General features: G+C 54.2%; 21 protein-coding genes. 15 read left to right on the top strand and 6 right to left on the bottom strand.

All coding sequences use genetic code 11. The features are described 5' to 3' along the window. Position 1 precedes the first annotated feature (1 nt). Entirely contained in the window at positions 2-1,012 is a 1,011-nt protein-coding gene (ruvB, locus tag HWQ15_RS21850) for a Holliday junction branch migration DNA helicase RuvB (protein WP_006811035.1), read from the top strand. Positions 1,013-1,064: 52 nt separating this feature from the next. Here the strand turns inward: ruvB and znuB are convergent, their stop codons facing one another. Beyond that, positions 1,065-1,850, bottom strand: a complete 786-nt coding sequence (gene znuB, locus HWQ15_RS21845) for a zinc ABC transporter permease subunit ZnuB (protein ID WP_022648485.1) — start codon at positions 1,848-1,850, stop codon at positions 1,065-1,067. Continuing rightward, positions 1,847-2,602, bottom strand: coding sequence for a zinc ABC transporter ATP-binding protein ZnuC (znuC, locus tag HWQ15_RS21840; RefSeq protein WP_003859757.1), 756 nt, complete (start codon positions 2,600-2,602; stop codon positions 1,847-1,849). Before znuC ends, znuB begins: the two co-directional genes overlap by 4 nt. A 77-nt stretch (positions 2,603-2,679) precedes the next feature. Between znuC and znuA the strand changes: the two genes are divergently transcribed. The 3 genes from znuA (at position 2,680) to lpxM (ending at position 6,050) form a co-directional block, all read left to right on the top strand. Beyond that, the gene (gene znuA, locus HWQ15_RS21835) at positions 2,680-3,624 is read left to right on the top strand and encodes a zinc ABC transporter substrate-binding protein ZnuA (RefSeq protein ID WP_032677373.1); all 945 of its coding nucleotides are present in this window, start codon (positions 2,680-2,682) and stop codon (positions 3,622-3,624) included. Positions 3,625-3,639: 15 nt separating this feature from the next. Then, a complete protein-coding gene (gene mepM, locus HWQ15_RS21830; RefSeq protein WP_022648483.1) occupies positions 3,640-4,959 on the top strand; it encodes a murein DD-endopeptidase MepM in 1,320 nt (439 codons plus the stop codon). Between the two features lie 119 nt (positions 4,960-5,078). Further along, positions 5,079-6,050: a lauroyl-Kdo(2)-lipid IV(A) myristoyltransferase gene (gene lpxM, locus HWQ15_RS21825; protein WP_063148572.1), complete on the top strand. Its 972-nt coding sequence runs from the start codon at positions 5,079-5,081 to the stop codon at positions 6,048-6,050. Positions 6,051-6,093: 43 nt separating this feature from the next. On the opposite strand, the gene pyk is transcribed toward lpxM, so the two are convergent. Beyond that, entirely contained in the window at positions 6,094-7,536 is a 1,443-nt protein-coding gene (gene pyk / locus HWQ15_RS21820; RefSeq protein ID WP_003859767.1) for a pyruvate kinase, read from the bottom strand. A 114-nt stretch (positions 7,537-7,650) separates the two neighbouring features. After that, entirely contained in the window at positions 7,651-8,520 is an 870-nt protein-coding gene (locus HWQ15_RS21815; RefSeq protein ID WP_003859769.1) for a MurR/RpiR family transcriptional regulator, read from the bottom strand. Positions 8,521-8,874: 354 nt separating this feature from the next. Here HWQ15_RS21815 and zwf point away from each other — a divergent pair, with 354 nt between their 5' ends. From zwf to HWQ15_RS21770, 9 genes are all read left to right on the top strand, one after another. Continuing rightward, positions 8,875-10,350 carry a glucose-6-phosphate dehydrogenase gene (zwf, locus tag HWQ15_RS21810; RefSeq protein ID WP_022648481.1) on the top strand — a complete coding sequence of 492 codons (1,476 nt, stop codon included), beginning with the start codon at positions 8,875-8,877 and terminating at the stop codon, positions 10,348-10,350. A 234-nt stretch (positions 10,351-10,584) separates the two neighbouring features. After that, on the top strand, positions 10,585-12,396 hold the full coding sequence (gene edd / locus HWQ15_RS21805; RefSeq protein ID WP_063147805.1) for a phosphogluconate dehydratase: 1,812 nt from the start codon (positions 10,585-10,587) through the stop codon (positions 12,394-12,396). Between the two features lie 39 nt (positions 12,397-12,435). Continuing rightward, a complete protein-coding gene (gene kdgA, locus HWQ15_RS21800) occupies positions 12,436-13,077 on the top strand; it encodes a bifunctional 4-hydroxy-2-oxoglutarate aldolase/2-dehydro-3-deoxy-phosphogluconate aldolase (protein ID WP_023300441.1) in 642 nt (213 codons plus the stop codon). Positions 13,078-13,415: 338 nt separating this feature from the next. Beyond that, positions 13,416-15,929 (top strand): type VI secretion system tip protein VgrG, encoded by a 2,514-nt coding sequence (locus tag HWQ15_RS21795; RefSeq protein WP_063147806.1) that lies wholly within the window; start codon positions 13,416-13,418, stop codon positions 15,927-15,929. Then, a complete protein-coding gene (locus HWQ15_RS21790) occupies positions 15,926-18,040 on the top strand; it encodes a DUF3274 domain-containing protein (protein ID WP_155019758.1) in 2,115 nt (704 codons plus the stop codon). The genes HWQ15_RS21795 and HWQ15_RS21790 overlap by 4 nt, the downstream gene beginning before the upstream one ends. A gap of 9 nt (positions 18,041-18,049) precedes the next feature. Then, positions 18,050-18,757 carry a hypothetical protein gene (locus tag HWQ15_RS21785; RefSeq protein ID WP_063147808.1) on the top strand — a complete coding sequence of 236 codons (708 nt, stop codon included), beginning with the start codon at positions 18,050-18,052 and terminating at the stop codon, positions 18,755-18,757. Between the two features lie 3 nt (positions 18,758-18,760). After that, positions 18,761-19,480, top strand: a complete 720-nt coding sequence (locus HWQ15_RS21780) for a hypothetical protein (protein ID WP_063147809.1) — start codon at positions 18,761-18,763, stop codon at positions 19,478-19,480. Positions 19,481-19,492: 12 nt separating this feature from the next. Next, entirely contained in the window at positions 19,493-19,750 is a 258-nt protein-coding gene (locus tag HWQ15_RS21775; protein WP_063147810.1) for a PAAR domain-containing protein, read from the top strand. Next, positions 19,750-21,144 carry a hypothetical protein gene (locus HWQ15_RS21770; protein WP_063146313.1) on the top strand — a complete coding sequence of 465 codons (1,395 nt, stop codon included), beginning with the start codon at positions 19,750-19,752 and terminating at the stop codon, positions 21,142-21,144. Before HWQ15_RS21775 ends, HWQ15_RS21770 begins: the two co-directional genes overlap by 1 nt. Before the next feature lie 61 nt (positions 21,145-21,205). Here HWQ15_RS21770 and purT read toward each other — a convergent pair whose 3' ends face one another. Further along, positions 21,206-22,384 (bottom strand): formate-dependent phosphoribosylglycinamide formyltransferase, encoded by a 1,179-nt coding sequence (gene purT, locus HWQ15_RS21765; protein WP_022648471.1) that lies wholly within the window; start codon positions 22,382-22,384, stop codon positions 21,206-21,208. Between the two features lie 171 nt (positions 22,385-22,555). On the opposite strand from purT, the gene HWQ15_RS21760 reads away from it, so the two are divergent. Beyond that, on the top strand, positions 22,556-23,206 hold the full coding sequence (locus HWQ15_RS21760) for a tellurite resistance TerB family protein (RefSeq protein WP_022648470.1): 651 nt from the start codon (positions 22,556-22,558) through the stop codon (positions 23,204-23,206). A gap of 75 nt (positions 23,207-23,281) precedes the next feature. Beyond that, complete coding sequence (ptrB, locus tag HWQ15_RS21755) at positions 23,282-25,357, top strand: oligopeptidase B (RefSeq protein ID WP_063148573.1); 2,076 nt, start codon at positions 23,282-23,284, stop codon at positions 25,355-25,357. On the opposite strand, the gene exoX is transcribed toward ptrB, so the two are convergent. Continuing rightward, a complete protein-coding gene (exoX, locus tag HWQ15_RS21750; protein ID WP_022648468.1) occupies positions 25,339-26,001 on the bottom strand; it encodes an exodeoxyribonuclease X in 663 nt (220 codons plus the stop codon). The two genes, ptrB and exoX, sit on opposite strands and share 19 nt — an antisense overlap. Positions 26,002-26,016 lie beyond the last annotated feature (15 nt).

The raw sequence follows: 26,016 nt of genomic DNA, 5'->3' as shown, positions 1-26,016 counted from the left end.
GATGATTGAAGCAGACCGCCTGGTATCGGCAGGCACCATTCAGCCAGATGACGTGGTGGATCGCGCGATCCGTCCCAAACTGCTGGATGAGTACATCGGCCAGCCGCAGGTTCGTTCTCAGATGGAGATTTTCATCCAGGCGGCAAAGCTGCGCGGCGATGCGCTCGATCACCTGTTGATTTTTGGTCCGCCGGGGTTAGGTAAAACCACTCTGGCGAATATCGTCGCCAACGAAATGGGCGTTAACCTGCGTACCACCTCCGGCCCGGTGCTGGAGAAAGCAGGGGACCTGGCGGCGATGCTGACCAACCTCGAACCGCATGACGTGCTGTTTATCGATGAAATCCACCGCCTGTCCCCGGTGGTGGAGGAAGTGCTCTATCCGGCGATGGAGGATTACCAGCTGGATATCATGATCGGCGAAGGCCCGGCCGCGCGCTCGATCAAAATCGATCTGCCACCGTTTACCCTGATTGGTGCCACGACCCGCGCCGGCTCGCTGACCTCACCGCTACGCGACCGTTTTGGTATCGTGCAGCGTCTGGAGTTTTATCAGGTGCCCGACCTTCAGCATATTGTGGGGCGCAGCGCGCGCTACATGGGGCTGGATATGAGCGAAGAGGGAGCGTTTGAAGTGGCGAAACGTTCCCGCGGTACGCCGCGTATCGCCAACCGCCTGCTGCGTCGCGTGCGTGATTTTGCCGAGGTGAAGCACGATGGCACCATTTCGGCTGACATTGCTGCGCAGGCGCTGGATATGCTGAACGTTGATGCCGAAGGCTTTGACTATATGGACCGTAAGCTGCTGCTGGCGGTGCTGGATAAGTTCTTTGGCGGGCCGGTGGGGCTGGATAACCTGGCGGCGGCAATTGGCGAAGAGCGTGAGACTATCGAGGACGTGCTGGAGCCGTATCTAATCCAGCAGGGCTTCTTACAGCGTACCCCGCGTGGTCGTATGGCGACGGTGCGGGCGTGGAATCATTTCGGCATTACGCCGCCCGCGATGCCGTAAGTAGCGATTAATGGTAGCCCCGGTAAGCGAAGCGCCACCGGGGACATGCTGACTACTGCGCGGTCTTTTTCATCATACTGAAAATAAACAACACCGCCGCGCACAATACCACCGACGGCCCTGCTGGCGTGTCATAGAAAGCCGAGAAGGTTAAGCCGCCCGTCACCGCGATCATTCCGATAATCACCGCGATACCGGCCATTTGCTCCGGCGTACGCGCAAAACGACGCGCCGTGGCGGCAGGGATTATCAACAGCGACGTGATGATCAGCGCGCCAACAAATTTCATCGCCACCCCGATGGTTAACGCCGTCACCAGCATCAAGAGCAGCTTCACGCGCTGAAGCTTCACGCCGTCGACAAAGGCCAGATCGGGGCTGACGGTCATTGCCAGTAAATTCCGCCACTGCCACAGCAGGATCCCGAGTACCACCACCACGCCAATGGCAATGGAAATCAGATCTTCGGGCGTGACGGCCAGCAGATCGCCGAACAGATAGGCCATCAGGTCCACGCGGATGTTGGACATCAGGCTCACCACCACCAGGCCCAGCGACAGGGCGCTGTGCGCCATAATGCCGAGCAGGGTATCAATGGCCAGATGAGGGCGTTTTTCCAGCCAGACCAGACCGGCGGCCAGCAGCAGCGTGACGACAATCACCGCATAAAACGGGTTTACGTCCAGCAACAAACCAAACGCGACACCCAGCAATGACGCATGGGCCAGCGTATCGCCGAAATAGGACATTCTGCGCCAGACGACAAACGAGCCGAGTGGACCCGCGGCGCAGGCAAGCATAATCCCGGCCAGCCAGCCGGGCAGTAACAGTTCAATCATGAGTGTCCATTTCCCCGACGCAGGACAATTCGTCCCTGTAAATCATGGCGGTGATTGTGATTATGGCGATAGATGCCCAGCTGTTCGGCGCCACGATGGCCAAACATGGAGATAAATTCGGGATGCATTGACACCACTTCCGGCGTGCCGGAACAACAGATGTGATGGTTCAGGCACAGCACTTCGTCGGTTTTGGCCATTACCAGATGCAGATCGTGGGAGACCATCAGCACCGCGCAGTTAAGCTCCCGACGGAGCTGGTCGATAAGATCGTACAGCGCAACCTGACCGTTGACGTCGACACCCTGCGTCGGCTCGTCCAGGACCAGCAGCTGAGGGCTGCTGAGCAGGGCGCGGGCAAGCAATACGCGCTGGGTTTCACCGCCCGACAGCTTTTGCAAAGGCGCCTCAACAAGATGTCCCGCCTGAACGCGTTTTAGCGCCGGTAGGATATCCGCTTTACGCGTACCGGGACGGAGACGCAGGAAGCGGCTCACCGTCAGGGGCAGGGTGGCATCAAGATGTAATTTTTGCGGCACATAGCCGATACGCAATTTATCCTCGCGGACGATAACACCTGCGTCAGGGGCTACCAGGCCTAATACGACGCGCACCAGCGTCGATTTGCCTGCACCGTTAGGGCCGAGCAGCGTGAGTATTTTGCCGGGCTTCAGATTCAGCGACACGTCAGAAAGGACGCGGCGCTGGCCGAATGAGACCGAAACATTTTCAAGAGAAACTAAAGTCGTCATGTCAATTTAAGCTTGCAGAAGTCATCGAATGTTATAATATCACATTCCACGCATTCATTACGATGATTAGTCGCATTATGTTACAGAAAAATACGCTTCTTTTCGCAGCTTTATCCGCTGCTCTTTGGGGGACAACAGCACAAGATGTTAACGCTGCCGTTGTCGCTTCGCTTAAACCACTTGGCTTTATCGCCGCTGCCATCGCCGACGGTGTGACGGACACAGAGGTTCTTCTGCCTGACGGGGCCTCCGAGCATGATTATTCTCTGCGTCCGTCTGATGTAAAACGCTTACAGAACGCGGACTTAGTCGTCTGGATTGGTCCTGAGATGGAAGCGTTCATGCAGAAATCCGCTAAACAGGTCCCTGCGCAGAAACAGGTGACGATTGGTGAGCTGTCCGCTGTGAAACCGTTGCTGATGAAAGGGGCTGAGGACGAGGGCGACGAACACGACCACGACCATGCTCATGGCGAAAAAGGTGACGACCATCACCATCACGGTGAATACAACATGCATCTCTGGCTCTCCCCAGAGATAGCGCGGCTTACAGCGGTTGCAATCCACGACAAATTAGTGGAACTTATGCCGCAAAGTCGAATCAAACTCGACGCCAACCTGAAGGATTTTGAGGCTCAATTAGCCGCAACCGACAAACAGGTAGGTAACGAGCTCGCACCGCTTAAAGGAAAAGGGTACTTCGTTTTTCATGATGCCTACGGGTATTACGAGAAACATTACGGTCTGACCCCATTGGGGCATTTTACCGTCAACCCTGAAATTCAGCCTGGTGCGCAGCGTTTACATGAAATCAGAACACAGTTGGTTGAGCAAAAAGCGACATGCGTTTTTGCTGAGCCACAGTTCAGGCCAGCGGTCGTAGAAGCCGTGGCCAGGGGAACATCCGTGCGCATGGGAACCCTTGACCCGCTAGGTACGAACATCCAGTTGAGCAAAGCGAGCTATTCGCAGTTCCTCAGCCAACTGGCGAATCAGTATGCGAGCTGCCTGAAAGGAGATTAACGAGGAAGTGAATACGTGCAACAGATAGCCCGCTCTGTCGCCCTGGCATTTAACAATCTGCCTCGACCCCACCGCGTTATGCTGGGGTCGCTTACAGTTCTCACGTTAGCGGTCGCCGTCTGGCGGCCCTATGTTTACCACCCGAGTTCTGCCCCTATTATTAAAACCATCGAACTGGAGAAGAGCGAGATCCGCTCTCTGCTGCCTGAGGCCAGCGAGCCTATCGATCAGGCCGCACAGGAAGATGAAGCTATTCCCCAGGATGAGCTGGATGACAAGATCCAGAATGAAACCGGCATTCATGAATATGTTGTTTCTACTGGCGATACGCTGAGCAGCGTCCTGAACCAGTACGGTATCGACATGGGCAACATTAGCCAGCTTGCCGCATCCGATAAAGAGCTGCGTAACCTGAAAATTGGTCAGCAGCTTTCCTGGACCTTAACGCCCGACGGCGATCTGCAACGTCTGACCTGGGAGATGTCCCGTCGCGAAACCCGCACCTACGATCGCACCGCAAACGGTTTCAAAATGACCAGTGAAATGCAGCAGGGCGACTGGGTTAACAGCGTGATGAAAGGGACCGTCGGCGGCAGCTTTGTTTCCAGTGCCCGCGATGCTGGCCTGACCAGCGCTGAAATCAGCTCGGTGATCAAAGCCATGCAGTGGCAGATGGATTTCCGCAAACTGAAAAAAGGCGATCAGTTCTCTGTCCTGATGTCCCGCGAAATGCTGGACGGTAAGCGCGAGCAGAGCCAGCTTGTGGGTGTTCGTCTGCGTTCAGACGGCAAAGACTACTACGCCATTCGCGCGGAAGACGGTAAGTTCTATGACCGCAGCGGTACGGGCCTGGCAAAAGGCTTCCTGCGTTTCCCAACGGCGAAACAGTTCCGTGTCTCCTCCAACTTTAACCCGCGTCGTCTGAACCCGGTAACGGGTCGCGTAGCGCCGCACCGTGGCGTTGACTTCGCCATGCCGCAGGGCACGCCAGTGCTGGCGGTAGGGGATGGTGAAGTGGTCATGGCGAAACGCAGCGGTGCTGCTGGCTATTACGTTGCTATTCGTCACGGTCGCACGTACACCACCCGCTACATGCACCTGCGTAAACTGCTGGTCAAACCGGGCCAGAAGGTGAAACGTGGCGATCGCATCGCGCTGTCTGGTAACACCGGCCGGTCGACGGGCCCGCACCTGCACTACGAAGTGTGGATCAACCAGCAGGCGGTTAACCCGCTGACGGCGAAACTGCCGCGCACAGAAGGGCTGACCGGGAAAGATCGCAAAGATTACCTGGCGCAGGTGAAAGAGGTGATGCCACAGCTGCGCTTCGACTAAGCTAACACCCTCAAAAATAAGCCGGCGTCAGTGTGCGCCGGCTTTTTCTTTTGTACGCGGACGGCTGCCTCGCTACACTATCTGAATATATTTTTGCGTCACCAGACCCTGGAACCCGCATGGAAACCAAAAAAAACAATATTGAGTACATTCCCGAGTTTGAAAAATCCTTTCGCCACCCGCGTAACTGGGGCGCCTGGCTTGGCGTATACGTGTTTGCTGGCATGGCGTTGCTACCTGCTTCCCTCCGCGATCCGGTGCTCGGCAATGTGGGGCGCCTGGCAGGGCGCTTAGGTAAAAGCGCACGCCGCCGGGCGCAAATAAACCTTCTGTACTGCTTCCCGGATAAAACCGACGTCGAACGCGAAGCAATCATTGATGACATGTATACCACCGCGCCACAGGCCATGGCGATGATGGCGGAACTGGCGCTGAAAGGGCCGGAAAAGATCGTCGACCGCGTTGACTGGAAAGGGCTGGAAATCATCGACGAGATGCGTCGCAATGATGAAAAAGTGATTTTCCTGGTGCCGCACGGTTGGGGGGTCGACATTCCGGCAATGTTAATGGCATCGCAGGGCCAGAAAATGGCGGCGATGTTCCATAATCAGGGAAACAAAATCTACGATTTCGTCTGGAATACCGTGCGCCGTCGCTTTGGCGGACGCCTGCACGCCCGTAACGATGGCATTAAGCCTTTCATTCAGTCCGTACGTCAGGGCTATTGGGGCTACTATCTGCCCGATCAGGATCACGGTCCTGAGCACAGCGAGTTTGTCGATTTCTTCGCGACCTATAAAGCTACGCTACCCGCGATTGGTCGCCTGATGAAAGTCTGCCGCGCCCGCGTGATCCCGCTGTTCCCGGTTTATGACGGTAAAACGCATCGCCTGAGCATTGAGGTACGTCCGCCGATGGACGATCTGCAGACCGCGGACGATCGCACCATTGCACGCCGCATGAATGAAGAGGTGGAAGTGCTGGTGGGGCCACATAAGGAGCAATATACGTGGATCCTGAAGTTGCTCAAAACGCGTAAACCTGGCGAAACAGAGCCGTACAAGCGTAAAGAGCTTTTCCCGAAGAAATAGGAAACCTTCACCCCTCTCCCCTTAGGGGAGAGGGGATCGGAGCTTACTCTACGGTCAGTACGCGGGTGGTATTGGTTGAGCCGATGGTGCTCATCACGTCACCCTGCGTCACGATAACGATATCACCGGATACCAGATAACCTTTGTCGCGCAGCAGGTTCACAGCATCGTGCGCGGCGGCCACGCCATCGTTGGTGCTGTCGAAGTAGACTGGCGTCACGCCGCGATACAGCGCCGTCAGGTTCAGCGTACGCTCGTGACGGGACATGGCGAAGATCGGCAGACCGGAGCTGATGCGAGACGTCATTAGCGCGGTACGGCCAGATTCGGTCATGGTGATGATCGCCGTGACCCCTTTCAGGTGGTTGGCTGCGTACATCGCGGACATCGCAATCGCTTCTTCCACATTGTCGAACTGGATATCCAGGCGGTGCTTGGAGACGTTAATGCTTGGGATCTTCTCCGCACCCAGGCAGACGCGCGCCATGGCGGCCACGGTTTCCGCCGGATACTGACCCGCAGCGGTTTCTGCTGACAGCATCACCGCGTCAGTACCATCCAGCACGGCGTTCGCCACGTCCATGACTTCCGCACGGGTTGGCATTGGGTTGGTGATCATGGATTCCATCATCTGGGTGGCGGTGATCACCGCGCGGTTCAGCTGACGCGCGCGACGGATCAGCGCTTTCTGGATACCGACCAGTTCAGGGTCGCCAATTTCCACGCCCAGATCACCACGGGCAACCATCACCACGTCAGACGCCAGGATCACGTCGTCCATCGCGTCCTGATCGCAGACCGCTTCAGCGCGTTCCACTTTCGCAACAATTTTCGCATCGCAGCCTGCATCACGCGCCAGACGGCGAGCATAGTTCAGATCTTCGCCGCAGCGGGGGAAGGAGACGGCCAGATAATCCACGCCGATCTGCGCTGCGGTCACGATATCCGCTTTGTCTTTATCGGTCAGCGCTTCGGCAGACAGGCCACCGCCGAGTTTGTTGATGCCTTTGTTGTTGGAGAGCGGACCGCCGACGGTCACTTCGGTGAACACCTTCATACCCTGAACTTCCAGCACTTTCAGCTGTACGCGTCCGTCGTCCAGCAGCAGGATGTCGCCAGGCACAACGTCAGCAGGCAGACCTTTGTAGTCGATACCCACTTTTTCCTTATCGCCTTCGCCTTTGCTCAGGTTGGCATCCAGCAGGAATTTATCGCCGATGTTGAGGAAGACTTTGCCTTCTTTAAAGGTCGATACGCGGATTTTTGGACCTTGCAGGTCACCGAGGATAGCAACATGGCGGCCCAGTTTAGCTGCGATTTCACGCACTTTGTCGGCACGTAATTTATGGTCTTCTGGCGTACCGTGAGAGAAGTTCATGCGCACCACGTTGGCACCCGCGGCGATAATCTTCTCGAGGTTATTATCGCGGTCGGTGGCCGGGCCTAGGGTGGTGACGATCTTGGTTCTGCGAAGCCTTCTGGACATGTAATACTCCGTTGACTGAAACAACTTTGGTGTTGCGTGAACATAGAATCGGCCTTCATCTATCGCAAGGCAGTAGCGAGGGGACCGAATGCCGTAAATCGTACATCGTCGTTATTAGGGAACATCGCTCTTTATAAGCAATTCTTTATCAAAACGCGATTCTTTCAGGGCTTCCTTGACCCGCTTCAAGTTATCCCGGAATTTTGCGCCCCGGCGTAAGGTAAAACCGGTCGCCAGCACGTCGATGACCGTCAGCTGCGCCAGGCGGGAGACCATCGGCATGTACATGTCGGTGTCTTCCGGTACGTCCAGGGTAATGGCGAGCGTTGCTTCCCGGGCCAACGGCGTACCTGCCGTCGTCAGGGCGATGACCATCGCATCGTTGTCACGCGCGAGTTGCGCCAGCTCCACCTGGCTCTTGGTGCGGCCCGTATGGGAAATGAGTACCACGACATCATCTTCGCTACAATTCATACAGCTCATGCGTTGCAGCACAATGTCATCGGAGTAAATCACCGGCACGTTAAAGCGAAAGAACTTATTCATGGCGTCATGCGCCACGGCGGCGGACGAGCCAAGGCCAAAGAAGGCAATCCGTTTGGCCTGCGTAAGAAGATCGACCGCGCGATTCACTGAACTCATGTCCAGAGACTGGCGAACATGGTCGAGCGTGGCCATTGCCGATTCAAATATTTTTGCGGTGTAAGCATCAACGCTGTCGTCTTCATCTACATTGCGATTAACATACGGGGTACCGTTTGCCAGACTTTGTGCCAGATGCAGTTTAAAATCAGGAAAGCCGCGGGTGTCCAGACTACGACAGAATCGATTGACCGTCGGTTCGCTGACGCCCGATTCCTGTGCCAGAGCGGCGATGCTTGAATGAATCGCCTGAGCGGGCGCGGCGAGAATAACTTCGGCCACTTTGCGCTCGGATTTGCTAAGGTGTTCCAGTTGAAACTGGATTTTTTCCAGCATGTTCATTGTTAACAAGACGCTCATGAGGGCATAAACGATTTCATAGAGATGAAACCTAGATTCGATTTAGCCGATATTACCCCCGGGACACCCGAAAGGGTAATCGTCGACAAGAAATGTTGTTGTTTTTTTTCATTACTTGATCGACGTCGGGTTTTGCTCTGACCCTGTTGCGCAAAGAATCGACGTTTGTTGCGTCACCAGACGGGCGTAATGGCCCGCGCGACGAAAAATCACCGTATCGCACGTGACGTTAAGCGCTAATGGTTTCAGGAAACGCGTAAAAGCAGTACAGTGCATTGTAATAAAATTACAACGATACCTGGCAGAGTACCAGGAGATCTAACTGAGGAGAATGACATGGCGGTAACGCAAACAGCCCAGGCATGTGACCTGGTCATTTTCGGCGCGAAAGGCGATCTTGCACGCCGAAAATTGCTGCCTTCCCTGTATCAGCTCGAAAAAGCGGGCCAGATCCATCCCGATACCCGAATCCTTGGGGTAGGGCGCGCCGACTGGGATAAGGAGGCTTATACCAAAGTCGTGCGCGAGGCGCTCGAAACCTTCATGAAAGAGAAAATCGATGAAAGCCTTTGGGATAAGCTGAGCGGGCGTCTCGATTTCTGCAATCTGGACGTCAACGATGTAAGCGCCTTTACCCGTCTGGGTGAAATGCTGGACCAGGAAAATCGCGTCACCATTAACTATTTCGCCATGCCGCCAAGCACCTTCGGCGCCATCTGCAAAGGTCTGGGCGAAGCGAAGCTGAACGCCAAACCGGCGCGCGTGGTGATGGAGAAGCCGCTGGGTACGTCGCTGGCAACCTCGCGTGAAATCAACGACCAGGTGGGCGAGTTCTTTGAGGAGTGTCAGGTTTACCGTATTGACCACTATCTGGGTAAAGAGACGGTTCTGAACCTGCTGGCGCTGCGTTTTGCCAACTCCTTGTTTGTGAACAACTGGGACAACCGCACTATCGACCACGTGGAAATTACCGTGGCGGAAGAGGTGGGCATTGAAGGCCGCTGGGGCTACTTCGACCAGGCCGGCCAGATGCGTGACATGATCCAGAACCACCTGCTGCAAATTCTGTGCATGATTGCCATGTCTCCACCGTCAGATCTGACGGCCGACAGCATTCGTGACGCCAAAGTGAAAGTGCTGAAATCACTGCGCCGTATTGACCGCTCCAACGTGCGTGAGAAAACCGTGCGCGGCCAGTACACCGCAGGTTTTGCCCAGGGGAAAAAAGTCCCTGGCTATCTGGAAGAAGAGGGCGCGAACAAGTCCAGCAACACCGAAACGTTTGTGGCGATCCGCGTGGATATCGACGACTGGCGCTGGGCCGGCGTGCCGTTCTACCTGCGTACCGGGAAACGTCTGCCGGCAAAATGCTCCGAAGTGGTGGTCTACTTCAAAAATCCGGAACTGAACCTGTTCAAAGAATCCTGGCAGGAACTGCCGCAGAACAAACTGACTATTCGTCTGCAACCGGATGAGGGTGTGGATATTCAGATCCTGAACAAAGTGCCGGGTCTTGATCACAAACACAACCTGCAAACCACCAAGCTCGACCTGAGTTACTCTGAAACTTTCAACCAGACGCATCTGGCCGATGCTTACGAGCGTCTGCTGCTGGAAACCATGCGTGGTATCCAGGCGCTGTTCGTCCGCCGCGATGAAGTGGAAGAGGCGTGGAAGTGGGTGGACTCAATCACCGAAGCGTGGGCAGCCGACCAGGACGCGCCAAAACCGTATCAGGCGGGAACATGGGGACCTGTCGCCTCCGTTGCGATGATCACCCGTGATGGCCGCTCCTGGAACGAGTTTGAATAACCCCCATCTCTAGCCCAAAGGTGTTATTTTACCGGTAACATGATCTAACACAGCAAGTGGCATAATTTTTAATCTTTTAAGCTCCGCGTGGATTCACCCGCGGAGCTTTTTTTATTACACTCCCTTCAGACATTTTGCCCCTGTGCTCCGGATATCAGGCGTTTCAGCGTTGTTAACAACCGTCAGAAACTGTGTAAACTCCCGAGCCTGGACAGATAAATTAGAGGAGCTTTTATGAATCCGACATTGTTACGCGTAACACAACGCATCGTTGAACGCTCGAAAGAGACCCGTGCTGCCTACCTTGCCCGCATCGAACAGGCGAAGAGTGAAACGGTCCATCGCTCACAGCTGGCCTGCGGGAATCTGGCCCACGGCTTTGCCGCCTGCCAGCCTGGTGATAAAGACGCGCTGAAAAGCATGCTGCGTAACAATATCGCCATCATTACCTCCTATAACGACATGCTTTCAGCCCACCAGCCGTATGAGGTTTACCCGTCTATCATCCGCAATGCGCTGCACAGCGTGAACGCGGTGGGCCAGGTTGCAGGCGGCGTGCCGGCCATGTGTGATGGCGTGACTCAGGGACAGGACGGTATGGAGCTGTCTCTGTTGAGCCGCGAAGTGATCGCCATGTCGGCGGCAGTGGGCCTTTCTCACAATATGTTTGATGGCGCGCTCTACCTGGGCGTATGCGACAAAATCGTCCCGGGGCTGGTGATGGCCGCGCTGTCGTTTGGCCATCTGCCAGCGATTTTTGTGCCGTCAGGCCCGATGGCAAGCGGTCTGCCAAACAAGGAAAAAGTCCGTATCCGCCAGCTGTATGCCGAAGGAAAAGCGGACCGTCAGGCGCTGCTGGAAGCGGAAGCCGCGTCCTATCACGCGCCGGGCACCTGTACGTTCTACGGTACGGCCAACACCAACCAGATGGTGGTGGAGTTTATGGGGATGCAGCTACCGGGCTCGTCGTTCATCCAGCCGGATGCGCCACTGCGTAAAGCGCTGACCGAAGCCGCAGCCCGTCAGGTGACGCGTCTGACCGGTAACGGCAACGAGTGGATGCCAATGGGCAAAATGGTGGATGAAAAAGTCATCGTCAACGGGATTGTCGCCCTGCTGGCGACCGGCGGTTCAACCAACCATACCATGCACCTTGTCGCGATGGCGCGCGCGGCGGGCATTCTGATCAACTGGGATGACTTCTCCGAGATCTCCTCCGTGGTACCGCTGATGGCGCGTCTGTACCCGAACGGTCCGGCGGACATTAACCACTTCCAGGCCGCGGGCGGCGTGCCGGTGCTGATGCGCGAGCTGCTGAAAGGCGGCCTGCTGCATGAGGATGTTAACACGGTGGCGGGCTTTGGCCTGCATCGCTATACCCTTGAGCCGTGGCTGAACAACGGTGAGCTGGACTGGCGCGAGGGGGCGAGCAACTCGCTCGATCCTCAGGTTATCGCGACCTTCGAACAGCCGTTCTCTCCTCACGGCGGCACCAAAGTGCTGAGCGGTAACCTTGGGCGTGCCGTAATGAAAACTTCTGCCGTGCCGGAAGAGAATCAGGTTATCGAAGCCCCGGCGGTGGTGTTTGAAAGCCAGCACGACGTTTTACCTGCCTTCGACGCGGGTCTGCTTGATAAAGACTGCGTAGTCGTGGTGCGTCATCAGGGACCAAAAGCGAACGGGATGCCAGAATTACATAAACTTATGCCGCCGCTTGGTGTATTATTGGACCGCCGTTTCAAAATTGCGCTGGTGACCGATGGACGCCTCTCGGGGGCATCCGGTAAAGTGCCTTCAGCGATTCATGTCACCCCGGAAGCCTACGACGGCGGCCTGCTGGCGAAAGTCCATGATGGAGACATGATCCGCGTTAACGGTCAGACAGGCGAGTTAACCCTGCTGGTGGACGAAGCAGAGCTGACGGCGCGTCAGCCATATATTCCTGACCTGAGCGCATCCCGCGTGGGTACCGGACGCGAAATGTTTGGTGCGTTGCGTGAGAAACTCTCCGGTGCGGAGCAGGGCGCAACCTGTATTACGTTTTAAGACGACTTGATTTTAACGATCTGGCGAGAGAAAACTCTGATGAAAAACTGGAAAACAAGTGCAGAAGCAATCCTGACTACTGGCCCTGTCGTGCCGGTTATTGTGGTAAACAAACTGGAGCACGCTGTCCCAATGGCGAAGGCGCTGGTTGCGGGTGGCGTTCGTGTTCTGGAAGTGACCCTGCGTACTGCCTGTGCGATGGATGCGATTCGCGCTATCGCCAAAGAAGTGCCGGAAGCGATCATCGGTGCTGGTACGGTTCTGAATGCGCAGCAGCTGGCGGAAGTGACCGAAGCGGGCGCACAGTTTGCCATCAGCCCGGGCCTGACCGAGCCGCTGCTGAAAGCCGCAACCGAAGGTACTATTCCGCTGATCCCGGGTATCAGCACCGTTTCTGAACTGATGCTGGGCATGGACTACGGCCTGAAAGAGTTTAAATTCTTCCCGGCTGAAGCGAACGGCGGCACCAAAGCGTTGCAGGCGATTGCAGGCCCATTCTCCCAGGTGCGTTTCTGCCCAACGGGTGGCATCTCTCCGGCCAACTACCGCGACTACCTGGCGCTGAAAAGCGTGCTGTGCATCGGTGGCTCCTGGCTGGTTCCGGCGGATGCGCTGGAAGCAGGCGACTGGGATCGCATTACTAAACTGGCTCGCGAAGCGGTAGAAGGCGCGAAACAGTAACAAATGCTCAATGCATAAAGCAGGCCCTCTGGCCTGATGCTGGTCACTTTATGTGACCAGCATGTATAAGTTCTTCTTCTTCTTCCCACAAACATTTTTAATATCCCTAACCCCCAGGCGTATCATTCTTCATTATTAAATAATCCCTCACTTATATACTTGATGAATAATTCATTCTTAATTTATCTGTGATGAGATTGTCTGGGCTCTTTTTATTTATTTTGTGAATAATGTTACTTCCTTTGAGTCAATTCAACTTGAGGTTGGGTATTTTAATAGGAGAACGATAGGTGTATTGTTTTTAATAAACGGAACGTTTGTTAAAAGGATAGATAATAATGTCAGGGGAATCTGAGGTGGCTCAACGGCGGGACACGTTAAACAGATACTTATTGTATTTCCCGCGTAGCAAAAATGTTATTTCTGATGTTCATTCTTTTACAGGAAAAGAGATATTAAGCGAGCCTTATCGCTATACCATTCGCTTTACCAGTCCGGATCAAAACATTGCCATTAATGCTGTTCTTAATCAAAGGGCTGAGTTTATTCTGCGTGCACCCAATCTGGAAGCCTCATGGCATGGGCAAACCTCCTGGCTGCCGGTTCGCCAGATTAATGGCACGATCACCCAATTTTCCCGGCTGATGTCTTCAGGTGACGAAGCACTGTATGAATGCGTGCTGGAGCATGAGCTGGCGCTGCTGGATCAAAATTACCGTTCTGCGGTTTACATGAACATGACAGTCCCGGAGCTCGTTACAAAGCTGATGAAGGACAGTGGTCACTTTGACGGCTACAACATTGATTTTGACCAACTGAGCCACAGTTATCCACGACGGGAAATGATCGTTCAGTGGAAAGAAACCGATTTGCGGTTCATCCGTCGGCTGCTAGCAGAGATAGGGATCTGGTTCCGTTTTGAGAATCACAACAAAGTGAAAACGGAAACCGTCGTTATTTTTGGGGATTCTGCGCGTCGTTACAACTTCAGCGACAAACAGATGCCTTATGTCCGACATTCAGGCATGACCAGTTATAACGAATACATCACCGATCTGGAGGAGCAGCACGGCCTGATCCCAAAAAATGTGTTGGTTCGCACCTATAACTACCGTGACCCGCAATCGCCGCAGACGGATAAGACCGTTAAAACGAGCGATATTCCCGAAGGTGTAACGACAGGCCAACACTATCACTATGCCGATCACTATCTTGCTGCGGGGGATTTTCACGGTGAAGAGGCGGAAACCGCCGCATTTTACGCCCGTCTGCGTTATGAACGCCTGTTGAACGGACAGAGTGTTCTGGGGGCGACAACCAGCGATCCCGAGCTTCAGCCAGGCATTATGTTTTATCCTGCAGGGCCTGTACCTGACGGGTTTAAGTCCGGGTTTGTGATAAATGCGATGACTATCCGCGGCAGCCGTGCTGAACACTATCGCGCCGTACTTTCTGGGATCCCCTATATCCACGGCTATAGCTTCCGTCCTGAATACATATCCCGGCCGGTGATAGCCGGAACGGTGCCCGCCAGAGTGATGGCTATCGGGGGAGATAAAACCTATGCCGGAATTGATGCGGTTGGACGCTACCGGGTTAAGTTCGATTTTGACCTTGATGAAAAACGGGTCGGATTTGAAAGCGCCCTGGTACGCCTCGGCAGGCCGTACGCCGGTGACACTTTTGGTATTCACTTTCCGTTGCTGGAGGGGACTGAAGTTGCCGTCGGTTTTGAAGGCGGCGACCCGGACAGACCTTTTATCGCCCATGTCATGCACGACGGCAGCCACCCGGATTTAGTCACAAACCGTAACGATACCCGAAACGTGATCCGCACGGCCGCGTTGAACAAGATCCGTCTTGAAGATCGTCGCGGGCAGGAACACATCAAAATCTCTACCGAGTACGGCAAAGGGCAAGTGAGTGTGGGCCACCTGGTTGATGCTGAGGGCAAAAAGCGCGGGGAAGGTGTGGAGGCTCGCACCGACGACTGGATGGCGCTGCGTGCTGCCAAAGGCGTGATGATCACCACGGAAGCACAGCCCCGCGCGGGGGGTAAGCAACTGGATATGACAGCGGCTATTGCACAACTCGAAAAGGCATTATCGCTGGCGATGACCCTACAACAAAGTGCGCTTACGGCAGGTGCGAGTAATGTGGAAACCGATCGGCAAAATGCGCTCAGCCAGACGCTGAGTCATCTCGCGGAGCCCGGTATTTTGGCATATGGAAAAAGTGGAATTGCGCAGGTTACGCCGGACAGCCTGCAATTGTCAGCCGGGAAAGACCTGATTGCCACAGCGGGCGGGAATGCCAGCGTGAATGTGGTGAAAAAATTCTCGCTGGCCGTAGGGGAAAAACTGTCGCTGTTTACCCGCAAACTCGGCATCCAGATGATTGCCGGTGCGGGGGATATTACGACGCAGGCGCAGCGGGGCGAAATGCACATGCTGTCGCAGCAGGATTTCACGCTGACGAGCACCGCCGGGAAAATGAACGGCAGTGCCAGAAAGGGAATGCAGTTTGTCTGCGGGGGCGGCGGGATCCGGATCAGCCCGACCGGACTGGTCACGATTTTCTCGCCGACGGGCATTGAGCTCAAAGCGCCGAGCCTGAAATACGACGGTCCGGAAAGTGTGTCGGTACCGACGCCATCCTTTGAGAAAGGCGCCTTTAAACTTCGCTACAAACTGCACGCCGGCGATGATCCGGAGCAAATTCTGGCAAACAAAAAATTCAGGCTGACCAGTGCATCCGGACAGGTGGTGGAAGGCGTGACGGACAGCTGCGGTCGTTCACCACTGCTCGATGCTGACGACCTCGACAGCTATAAAATGGAGATAATGGAATGACGGAGGCGAAGACAAAACCCTACGCTCCACGGGTGGTATCAGAAGGCGATATTCCGGTACACAAAACCCTGGGCGAAGTCGCCCAGACGCGCAACGTCGGGATACCGCGTCCGATGCCCGGCATTGTGATCCTCGTCCATGGCGTGAACGACGTGGGTGAAGCTTACCAGAATCAGGAGAAAGGAATACTTGTCGGGCTGGGTAAGCGACTCAACCGGCAGGATTTTTACGCCCACGAATGGAAAGACTACAGAATTATCACTCCCGGGCGTTCCCCCATCATCCCGTTTTACTGGGGATATAAACCGGTTACGCATGCTGACTACCGGGCGGACCAGAAGCGCTACCGGGAGGAAGTCGGGAAGCTGAGTGACAAAGCGCATCTGCCCTATGATGCGTACCAGGAAGATAACGAGACGAATAAAAAGTCGCTGGGTAATGACGGGAAAGGGCCGTTTCAGTACCAGAACGATAACTTTAAAAATGCACTTGATACGAGTTTTGCCAAGGGGGGCGGGACCTTTGCCAACGCAACGACGACGATCCCGGATATGCTGGGACCCGGCGCCGGTGGCTTCGGCGTTGCCGCTGCGGGATTTGCCTCGCTGCACTTCAATGATGGCGATTTTACCCATCCCATTTATGAAAAACCGCACCGCATTTACCAGTTTTTTGCCGCTCAACGGCTGGCGGATTTGATTATTCAGGTTCGAAGTGAGCCGATTACGGCGAAAGATGTGATTAACATTGTGGCCCATAGTCAGGGCACGATTATTACTATGCTGGCAAATATGCTGGTGAAACAGGCCGGGTATGCTCCGGTAAACTGTGTGATTCTTAATCACTCACCGTATTCTCTTGAGTCGCGCGTGGCTGAAAATATTCAGCCGGGTTATCAACAGACCGACGATGCCAGACAGCAGACATTTAAAAATTTCTGTCGCCTGATGCATACGCAATGGAAAGGTGGCGGGAAAATGGCCGAGAGCGAATTGCTGGCCCTGGAGGCCTCCTGTACCCTGCGTAAACCTTCCGATAATCCGCTACGAACGGATGACAGATATTGCCGAAGCAACGACGGTAAAGTGTATAACTACTTTTGCCCGAATGATGGCGTCGTGTCGCTGGAGAATGTGCAGGGGGTTGGCTGGCGGGGCATTCCTCAGAATATTGCCAGTGATATACCGAATCTGTTTCAGCGCGTGTTTTACCAGCATGGTGAAGTAGGAAACATCCCTGATGCTAACCCCTTTGAGTTACCGCCGCGAAATGAGGGGGATGCAAAATATGCCTTTCTCACGAACGCCAGTTACAGCGCTCGCGATGTGGTGATAAATGGTGAGGAGTTACCGGAACCTTTTATTTTCAAACTTCAGGGGGAGGATAATCACCCGGATAACGATCCTAAAACCAGTGATAAACCGTATACCTATTATGTCGATCCGGACAGCCCGGACGCCTACATTTCCTATTCCGCCAAAGCCAGCGCCATTAAGCGCACAGTTACGACAACCTTTGCTGTGAACCGCTATCAAAATATTGGCTGGCAGCCTGGTCACGTTTTATCTGCTTCAGAGCTTAAAGAAGAGAGTTTTGAACGCAAGCATGAAGTTATTTATGGTGAGGTGTCAGGTTCGCGAGATTTTCAGTTAGTCACACTTACCTGGAAGAAAACACCGGAAGAACTGCAAGCGGAATGGCAGAAAATTGACCCGGTGGGCTACAGCCAGCACTCCTCTATTGTGATGAGCGAATTTGTGCCATCGCACGCTATGGCGTTTGATTTGGCTATTGGGCAGTGCAAATCATTCGATTATCAGGCAGGGAAATTTTGGGAAGGGTTGTTACATCGTGCGGACTGGCGCGATCCGCAGAACGGTTATCCTGCCGCTAAAGAATATTACCGTACCGGAATACTAGATGAACAGCGTACGAAATGGTTTATGAATAAGCCTGATGAGGTGCTTCCAAAAGGGGAGTACGGTGTGGAAAACCACTTTAATAATGCCTCGCCAGCCATGCCGTCTCGCGAACTGTCCATCAGAAATCAGGATGTGGCAAATTTGCAATGGGATATGCCAAAGCCCATGAGTGATAGTCAACTTGCTTAAGGATAGAGCATGAAAATATTTTTTATCGGCCTGACGACCTTTGCTATTTTGCTTGTGACCGGATGCCTGGCGAAAGAACCGCCGACGCAGGTAGTTTATCGATTCGATGATCATCGTTATCTCGAACTGAAAGGGTGGGATTGTGAAGGCGAACTCTGGTACACGGATACTAAGCGAGGCATTCACACCGAACCCGTTAGTCAGTTTTATCGACTCTTTACCCGTAAATTTATTCATCCATCAGAGCGATATATTGCACTGACGGGATGGGGAGTGAGTGGATTCATAGTATCTAAGGACTATGGGAAAACGTGGCGCTCTGTAGCGTTTTCACCAAATCATAATGAACCCAATGGTGATGACTACGCGCCGTATGAGGATATTATTTCTTTCACCGTCGTCAACGATCAGGGCTTTTTACTGACCAAACACCGGCTGTATATGTCATCAAAGCCATTTGAAGACCCGCGCATTCTGCCCGGTGGGCCGGGGATTACCTATACCGTGGATGACGGAATGGGAAATAAAGTAAGCGATACGCTGGACCCCCGTTTCCCTGGCTGGGCCTGGGGAATGGTCTATATGACTAAGCAGGGGCTTAAGCACAGCACACAGCAATTTAAGGCTAACTGGCAAGATTTACCCGACAGCGTACCCGAAGTGAAGGGGTACACCGGCTGGGATCATATGCGCTGTGATATGGATGCGGGGCGATAACTGATGAAAGGATTATGTACCGTTCTCGCAGCTACGTCCGTTGTGCTGGCAACCGAATGCCAGGCGAAAGAACCGCCGACACAGGTTGTTTACCGGTTCGATGATCATCGTTATCTCGAACTGAAAGGCTGGGATTGCGAAGGTGAACTCTGGTTTAGCGATACTAAGAAAGGTATCCATTCACAAATTGCCAGTCAGTTTTATCGAATCTTCACCAAAAAATTCGTGCATCCTTCAGAGCACTATCTTGCTATTCCGTGGTGGGGAAATGTTACTGGTGGTTTTTCAGTATCAAAAGACTATGGGAAAACGTGGGAAAGAGGTGGTGCATCTATGTCACCAGGGAGCAATGAACCTGATGGAAGTAACGCTCCTTATTATGATGATGTCATATCTTTCACCGTCGTCAACGATCAGGGCTTTTTACTGACCAAACACCGGTTGTATATGTCATCAAAGCCATTTGAAGACCCGCGCATTCTGCCCGGTGGGCCGGGGATTGCCTATACCGTGGATGACGGAATGGGAAATAAAGTAAGCGATACGCTGGACCCCCGTTTCCCTGGCTGGGCCTGGGGAATGGTCTATATGACTAAGCAGGGGCTTAAGCACAGCACGCAGCAATTTAAGGCTAACTGGCAAGATTTACCCGACAGCGTACCCGACGTGAAGGGCTATACCGGCTGGGATCATATGCAATGCAACATGGATGCGGGAAAATAGGGAGATAAAGTGATGAAAGGCGTCATTAGGTTAAACGATCCGCTGATAAGCGGAGGAAAAGTCACTAAGGCCTCTGGGGCAGACTTTATGGGTCAGCCCGTGGCCTTGAAAGATGATCTTGCGCAGTGTCCGCTCCATAAAGGGACGTTCCCAATCACTGAATGTCACCCAACCTGGACCATGCATGGCCGTGGGGTTGTGGTAGATGGCTGTCGCGCGGCGTGTGGATGTGAAATCAAAAGTACCTTACCTGTGGCGGGAGCTTCGTAATGCGCGCGTGGTGGTTATACAAAAAACAGCCAGACCCGGATTCCACTGTGCCAGTCGTCATGATTGTTTTCCTCTATGTGATAGCCGTCGCAATGGGCCTCGCGATCCGGGCTCTAACCTGGCCTGAACAGGAACACGTTACGGCTCTCTTTTTTGTGCCTTCAGTTATTCTGCCCATCTGTGTTGTGTCGTTATTAGTTTTTACAAGTTTCATATTTCATGACGCCAACATTCATTATGCTGAAACCCGAAAATTCATAGCAAAAGAGCAGGAGATTAATTTAAAGGCGTATGCGCGGAAAAATATGGCTATCGCAGCATGGTCTTCAATAACCCCCCTGGAGCAACCCGCGCTGAATATGTTGAAACTGGAAGGCGAATTTCCGCTGGCACCGAAAACGCCGGTTAACATTCAGCTGGAAGATCGCTTCGACCAGACCAGGAATGAACAGATGTTTTACCGCTTACTGGACCCGATGGCAGAAAAATTGAAGGGCTATAACTACCGTATTTTTGAAACCGTTGTCTGGGTTCGCGGAGGGAGTGGATCCTGCATTGATGAACTGAGACGCACTCTGGAGCGGTTGGGTATTGAAACGGCCAGCACGTGTAAAATTGAGTACAGCACAGAATGCCCTGACTACGCGATCGTTAGCCAATGGATGAACTTATCTGATTACAGAGTTGAAAACCGGCTGATTGTTATCGTTGATTTACATGAAGAAAGCGGCGAATCAAAGAGCATGGAAAATGCATGTGCATTCCTGCTGACTAGTCATTATGTCCGGGAGGAGGGCGAAAAACCGGTATATTTATATCAGCCTATGTCTGATGTGACCGATGTAGAGGACAAAATGGCGGTCTTCCTTGAGACGGGTTCGGTACTTACGCCGAAAAATCTCTGGTATACCGGGCTGTCCCGTATTGAAAAATATCCATTAATGCAGGCACTGGACAAAAAAGCGCTCACGGTGGAACGGCTGGATATCGATGCCTCTCTGGGCGCAAAGAGTGCCGGGTATCGGTGGCTGGCTCTGGCATTTGCGGCGGATGCGGTAAAATATGCCCAGGGGGAGCAACTGGTAGCTTATTCAGACAAAAACAAATTTTGTATTACTGCGCTTTCCTCCATGAAGACAGCTATCCCAAAAAAACTTACCTGGTGTAACTGGAGTAATCCCCTTTATCCTGCGGGGATGGCGGCTTTATTCTGCGTGTTATCCCTCATTGCCTATCGTATCAGTTTCCTGGCGCAAAACGATCCGCCAGCAATCTGGGAACTGATTGCGAGCATAATCATTCCCTTCGTTATTTTTATAGGCCTCGGTAGTTTTGTTTTCATCTCGAAAACGAATGAAGCCCACGAGGACATGGAATACGAATGGAAGCGATAGAAACGAAACAACGTTAATCATGCTATGTGGCTGGTCGCTTACTTGACCAGCCTTTAGTTATTTACCCTGTCACTTTCACCGCAGTGGCCGCTTTTTTCGCTCTCGCGACGGCTTCGTCCACGTTTTCCCCGGTCGCTAATGCCACGCCCAGACGACGGCTTCCGTCGATCTCCGGTTTGCCGAACAGTCGAACCTGCAAGCCTGCGCCTACCGCACCTTCGACGTTATCAAAGGTGACATTCTGGCTGGTCAGCTGCGGCAGGATCACCGCCGAGGCTGCCGGGCCGTACTGACGGATGCCGCCAACCGGCAGGCCGAGGAAAGCACGTACGTGCAGCGCGAACTCAGAGAGATCCTGCGAAATCAGCGTGACCATCCCGGTATCGTGCGGGCGAGGGGAGACTTCACTGAAGATCACCTCGTCGCCGCAAACAAACAATTCCACGCCGAACAGGCCGTAGCCGCCCAGCGCCAGCACCGTTTTGCGGGCGATCTCCTGCGCGCGTGCCAGCGCCAGCGCGCTCATTCGCTGCGGCTGCCAGGATTCGCGATAATCGCCGTCTTCCTGGCGATGACCAATCGGGTCGCAGAAATAAACACCGTCCACGGCGCTGACGGTGAGCAGGGTAATTTCAAAATCAAACTTCACCACGCCTTCTACGATGACGCGCCCGGCACCGGCACGGCCGCCCTGCTGGGCATAGTCCCAGGCTTTGTCCAGCGTGCTGCTGTCGCGGATAAAGCTCTGCCCTTTGCCGGAGGAGCTCATTACCGGCTTAATGATGCACGGGTAGCCAATCTCCTCTACGGCCTGGAGAAACGCAGCTTTATCCCCGGCAAAACGGTAGCTGGAGGTCGGGAGCTGTAATTCTTCTGCCGCCAGGCGACGAATGCCTTCCCGGTTCATGGTCAGTTTTGCCGCTGTGGCACAGGGCACCACGCGCTGGCCTTCCTGTTCAAGGGCAACCAACATCTCAGTGGCAATGGCCTCAATTTCAGGTACCACGAAATCCGGTTTTTCGTCGGCAATTAACGCCCGCAGGGCATTACCGTCAAGCATATCGATGACGTGCGAGCGATGCGCGACGTGCATGGCGGGCGCATTCGCATAACGGTCCACCGCAATCACTTCCACACCCAAACGCTGGCATTCAATGGCCACTTCTTTACCCAGTTCACCCGATCCCAACAGCATAACGCGCGTCGCGGCAGGACGCAGCGCGGTTCCTAAACGAGTCATAAAAATCCCCCTGAAAAAGATGCGGGCAGTATAAACGAAAACGTTTGCGTCTGTCTTGTATGGGGATAACCGGACACGGGGGAAATTTGCGCTTCTTTAGCACTGACAGACATTTCCTGACACCCGCTCGCTTAGGCTGTGAAGGTTACGCACTGTTACGTGAGGAAAAATATGTCAGGCTGGATGAATCAACTGCAATCCCTGTTGGGACAAAAAGGCTCGTCGTCCGGCGAGCAGGGTCTGAGCAAGCTGCTTGTGCCGGGTGCGCTCGGCGGGCTGGCCGGTTTGCTGGTTGCCAATAAATCATCGCGGAAACTGCTTACCAAATACGGTACCGGCGCGCTGCTGGCGGGCGGAGGGGCTATTGCAGGCTCCGTCTTATGGAACAAATACAAAGACAAGGTGCGCAACGCGCATCAGGATGAACCGCAGTACGGGAAGCAGGTTTCGCCGTTAGATTTACGCACCGAGCGTCTGATCCTCGCCCTGGTCTTTGCAGCCAAGAGCGACGGGCATATTGATGCCAGTGAACGTGCCGCAATTGAACAGCAGATGCGGGAAGCGGGCGTTGAGGAGCAGGGTAGGGCGCTGGTGGCGCAGGCCATCGAACAGCCGCTCGATCCGCAGCGTCTGGCGCAAAGCGTGAAAAACGAAGAAGAGGCGCTGGAACTCTATTTTCTGAGCTGTGCTGCCATCGATATCGATCACTTTATGGAGCGCAGCTACCTGAACGCCCTGGGTGATGCGCTGAAGATCCCACAGGACGTTCGTGAGGGAATTGAGCAGGATATTCAGCAGCAGAAGCAGACCCTCGCGGGCTAGAAGGCCATGTTTCGCTTGCATCATACGCGTGTTTTGCCAACCTTATAGGATGTAAAACGAAAAAGTAAGAATGCCATGCCTCCAAAAGCCCGACGTACTCCTTATGCGATCACCACGCATGGCGATACGCGTATCGATAACTACTACTGGCTGCGGGACGATTCTCGTTCCCGGTCAGAGGTGCTCGACTATCTGCACGAGGAAAACGACTATGGCCGCCAGGTCATGGCCAGCCAGCAGGCGCTTCAGGATCAGCTCCTGAACGAAATGGTACAGCGTATCCCCCAGCGTGATGTCTCTGCCCCGTGGTGCAAAAACGGTTATCGCTATCGCCATATTTATGAGCCGGGAAACGAATATCCCATCTACCAGCGCCAGTCTGTGCTGAGCGCCGAGTGGGACGAATGGGAGATCCTGCTGGATGCTAACAAACGTGCTGCCCACAGTGAGTTTTATACGCTGGGCGGCATGTCCATTTCCCCCGATAACGCCATTATGGCGCTGGCTGAGGATTACCTCTCCCGCCGCCAGTACGGTTTGCGTTTCCGCAATCTTGAAACGGGAAACTGGTATCCCGAAATGCTGGATAATGTCTCCCCCGATTTCGTCTGGGGTAACGATTCAGAAACGGTCTACTACGTTAAAAAGCATACCTCAACGCTGCTGCCTTATCAGGTCTGGCGTCATACGGTGGGGACCGATTCCGCCGACGATGAGCTTGTGTATGAAGAAAAAGACGAGACGTTCTACGTCAGTCTGCATAAAACCTCGTCTCGCCACTACGTGATTATCTTCCTTGCCAGCGCCACCACCTCTGAGGTGCTGCTGCTGGATGCCGAACTGCCGGATGCCCAGCCGCTGTGCTTCCTGCCGCGCCGTAAAGATCATGAGTACAGTCTGGATCACTTCCAGCACAGCTTTTACCTGCGTTCGAACCGCGAGGGCAAAAACTTTGGCCTTTATAAAACCAAAGTGCGCGATGAACGGAAGTGGGAAGTGTTAATTCCTGCGCGCGATCAGGTGATGCTGGAGGGGTTCACCCTGTTTACCGACTGGCTGGTGGTGGAAGAGCGTCAGCGCGGACTGACCAGTATCCGCCAAATCAACCGCAAAACCCGCGAAGTGGTGGGCATTGCGTTCGATGACCCGGCTTACGTGACGTGGATCGGCTTTAACCCGGAACCGGAATCGTCCCGCCTGCGGTACGGCTATTCGTCAATGACTACCCCGGACACGTTGTTTGAGCTGGATATGGACACCGGGCAGCGTCAGGTGATTAAACAGGCTGAGGTCCGGGGATTTGAGTCGGAAAATTATCGCAGTGAACACCTGTGGGTGACCGCGCGCGACGGCGTTGAAGTCCCCGTGTCTCTCGTCTACCACAAGGATCACTTCAACAAAGGTAAAAACCCCATCCTCATCTACGGTTACGGCTCCTACGGATCCAGCATGGACGCCGATTTCAGCAGCAGCAGGCTGAGCCTGCTCGACCGCGGTTTTGTTTATGCGATTGCCCATATTCGCGGCGGCGGCGAGCTGGGTCAGCACTGGTATGAAGACGGAAAATTTCTCAAAAAGAAAAATACCTTCAATGACTACCTTGATGTCTGCGATGCGCTGATCGCGCAGGGTTATGGCGATCCGCAACTCTGCTTTGGCATGGGGGGCAGCGCCGGAGGCATGTTAATGGGAGCCGTGGTAAACCAGCGGCCTGAACTGTTTAAAGGCGTTATCGCTCAGGTGCCGTTTGTGGACGTGGTGACGACCATGCTGGACGAAACCATTCCGCTGACCACCGGGGAGTTTGAGGAGTGGGGGAACCCGCAGGATGAAACCTATTACCGCTACATGAAAGAGTACAGCCCGTACGATAACGTCGAGGCGAAAGCCTATCCGCATATGCTGGTGACCACCGGCCTGCACGATTCCCAGGTGCAGTACTGGGAGCCCGCGAAATGGGTGGCGAAGCTGCGTGAGCTAAAAACTGACGATAATCTGCTGCTGCTGTGTACCGATATGGACTCGGGGCACGGAGGGAAATCAGGGCGATTTAAATCCTATGAAGGGGTGGCGCTGGAGTACGCCTTTTTGATTGGCCTGGCGCAGGATACGCTGCCAGGCCGCGCGGGAACTCAGGCTTCGCCTAAATAATGCTTCAGCGTCAGGCGCAGTTCCGGGCTCATTCTGTCGAGGTTGTTGTACAGCCAGCGCAGATAGCCCGGATCGTTGTCCGCCACTTCCGATACCGGTTTTCCACGATATTTACCGAACGTGAAGGTGGTCAGTAGGGCGGGGCGGCCGGTAATGGTCGCCATATCGTCCGGCGTCCAGCCGGAAGTATTCATGATATCAATCAGAAGCGCTGCGGTGATGTAGCAGTCATAGAGGGCGCGGTGATGATGCAGCCCTTCCGGCGTCCGCACGCTTAGTTTGCGCGACTTATACAGCGCCATATTGCTGTATTTGATCCCCGGCCACAGACGGCGCGCCAGCTTCATGGTGCAAATCCATTCACCGGGCATCTCCGGCAGCACGCGGCGGTCAAAGCTGGCGTTATGGGCGACATACCACTGGCTACCGTGGTAAAGAGGGATGATCTCTTCAATCCACGGCTTATCCGCCACCATCGATTCCGTAATGCGATGAATTGCCATCGCCTGCGCACTGATGGGACGGTCCGGGCGCACCAGGTGGCTCATTGGATTGACTATCTTTCCGTCAACCACGTCGACAGAGGCGACTTCCACAATTCCACCCTGCAAATCGCAGGTTTCGGTATCGATAACGCGCAGCATTGATCGCTCCTGATC

It is taken from the genome of Enterobacter sp. DSM 30060 (assembly GCF_013375955.1).
Classification (GTDB): domain Bacteria; phylum Pseudomonadota; class Gammaproteobacteria; order Enterobacterales; family Enterobacteriaceae; genus Enterobacter; species Enterobacter intestinihominis.
Note: the sequence above shows the minus strand (reverse complement) of the source record. Positions and strands in the feature narration are given on the sequence as shown.